This is a genomic window from Haloferax sp. s1 (assembly GCF_058382125.1).
On sequence record NZ_JBZRPK010000234.1, the window covers coordinates 1 to 2,193 of the forward strand.

A 2,193-nucleotide genomic window follows, 5' to 3' on the forward strand; every position below is an offset into this window, starting at 1 on the left:
CCTGCTCTGCCCGACTCGCCTGCTCCGTCCGACTCGCCTGCTCTGCCCGACTCGCTTGGTTCGCTCGTGCCGTTCGTTCTGTTTCAGATCGCTTACTTCTGTTCGTCCCTCCTGTCCCACGTACCCTGTGCGACCAAACGGCAACTCATTTTGAAGAAAATTCTTCTTCAACGAGCGAACGCTGCTTTTCGCCACCTAACAACGATTCGTGTCATATATCACGTCCTAATACGGCCTATAGGAGAACTCCACGTCTCTTTGAGCAGTATTGAAGAAAAATATTTTTCAATATGGCCTACTGATAGTGAGCCAATCGTGGTGAAAATTCGTGGTTGAATTAGAGTCGGTCGGGTTCGAGTCGGATCTCAGTCTGTTCAAATACGACACGTTCGAGCAGCTTCCGGAGAGCCACCGAGACCTCGACGAGGAAGAACGTTCTCAGCGCATCGCCGCCGCCCGTGAACAACTCGGTGACCGAGTTATCGTCCTCGGGCACAACTACCAGCGCCGGGAAATCGTCGAGCACGCGGACTTCATCGGCGACTCCTACGAACTTTCGAAGCGCGCTGCCGAGTCGGACGCCGAGTACGTCGTTTTCGGCGGCGTGACGTTCATGGCGGAAAGTGCGGATATCATCACCGACGACGACCAGACGGTGATTCTCCCGTCGATGGAGGCGTCCTGTCCGATGGCGGGGATGGCCGAGGCGGTACAGGTCGACTCCGCGTGGGAGGAACTCGTCGACGGAACCGGCGGGAAAGACATCATCCCGGTGACGTACATGAACTCCTACGCCGACCTGAAGGCGTTTTGTGCCTCCCACGGTGGTCTCATCTGTACGTCCTCGAACGCCACCGACGCCTTCGAGTGGGCCTTCGAGCGCGGCGACGCCGTGCTCTTCCTGCCCGACAAGCATCTCGGACGCAACACGGCCAACGACCTCGGCATCGAAAACGTGGTCGAGTGGGACCCGTGGGCTGGCGGCGTCGCAGGGGCGGAGGAAGAACTGAACGACGAGGGTGATGAACTCCCCGGCCTCGACGACGCCGACCTCGAAGACGCCGAGGTCATCCTCTGGGACGGCTACTGCCAGGTCCACGAGCGCTTCGAGGTCGACCACGTCGAAGACGCCCGCGACGCGGGTGCGAACGTCGTCGTCCACCCCGAGTGCCGCCCGAGCGTCGTCGCGGCCGCCGACGAAGTCGGTTCGACGAGCCACATCTGCGATGTCATCGCCAACGCCGACCCCGGCGAGACGTGGGCCATCGGGACCGAAGTCCACCTCGCGCGACACCTCGCGCGCTGGCACCCCGAAGTCGACGTGCGCCCGCTCTGTGGCGACGCCTGTATGGACTGCAACGCCATGCGGCAGGTCGACCCCAACTACCTGACGTGGGTGCTCGAAGAACTGGCCGCGGGCCGCGAACCGAACGTCGTCGAAGTCGCGCCCGAGGAGAAAGAACTCGCCGCGGTCGCACTCGACCGCATGCTCGAACTATGAAGACCGACGTATTGGTCGTCGGGTCGGGAATCGCCGGGTGTGCCGCCGCGCTCGCCGCCGCCCGCGAGGGTGCGGACGTGCTCGTCGTCACGAAAGCGACCGAACCCGAGGACGCGAACACCGACTGGGCGCAAGGCGGCATCGCGGTCACCCAGTCGAAACCCGATGCGTTCGCCGAGGATATCCGCCGGGCGAGCGACGACACCGCCGACCCGGAGGCGGTCGACGTGCTCGTCTCAGAGGCCCGTGAGGTCGTCGAGAACGTGCTCTTGGACACCCTCGGCGTGGAGTTCGACACCGCCGGCGACGACTTCGACCTCGCCCGCGAGGCGGGTCACTCGAACCGCCGCATCCTCCACGTCGACGCTAGCACCGGAAAGTACGTCCTCCGTCCGTTCCTCGAACACCTCTCCGACCACGACGGCGTGCGTATCATCGACGACGCGATGGTCCTCGACCTCGTGAGCGACGAAGGCACCGTCCGCGGCGCAACCGTCCTCACCGACGACGGCGTCGAACCCGTATTCGCCGGGGCGACAGTCCTCGCAACCGGCGGTATCGGCGCGCGCTACGCCCAGCCGACGAAACCGGCCGGCGCGACCGGAGACGGCGGCGCGATGGCCGCCCCCGCGGGGGCGACCGTCCCGGGCATGCAGGACGGGCAGATCCACCCCAACGCGTACGGCCCGGGA

Annotated in this window: 2 protein-coding genes; both read left to right on the forward strand. The window is 64.4% G+C overall.

Features of this window, described 5'->3' with window-relative positions; all coding sequences use genetic code 11:
* Positions 1-328 precede the first annotated feature (328 nt).
* Entirely contained in the window at positions 329-1,501 is a 1,173-nt protein-coding gene (gene nadA / locus QT222_RS02105; RefSeq protein WP_004060077.1) for a quinolinate synthase NadA, read from the forward strand.
* Positions 1,498-2,193 (forward strand): FAD-dependent oxidoreductase (locus QT222_RS02110; protein WP_491476153.1); only part of this gene is annotated, 696 nt, incomplete at its 3' end. The genes nadA and QT222_RS02110, both read left to right, overlap by 4 nt.